This window comes from Pseudomonas sp. AC463 (genome assembly GCF_979253585.1).
Map to the genome: position 1 here is coordinate 1 of NZ_CEEDDZ010000938.1, position 251 is coordinate 251.

At 63.3% G+C, this 251-nt stretch carries 1 pseudogene; it reads right to left on the reverse strand.

The features are described from left to right. Positions 1-251: pseudogene (locus tag AC0IYH_RS32985) on the reverse strand (glycogen synthase GlgA); the annotation flags it as partial.

Below are 251 nucleotides of genomic sequence, written 5' to 3' on the forward strand. Positions count from 1 at the left end.
CGAGCCGAAGCGCTGGGCATACATCTGGCTGAGGCCGCACGGCTCGAAGCGCGACGGCATGAGCAGGAAGTCGCTACCCGCAAACATGCAGCGCGCGTCCGTTTCGTTGAAGCCAACATTGGCGCCAACTCGGCCTGGGTGACGGCGGGCGAGTTCCCGCACTGCGTTTTCCAGGTGTTCTTCGCCTTGGCCGATGATGGCGATGCGGCCACCTTCGGCAACGATGGTGTCAGCGATTTCCAGGGTCAGGT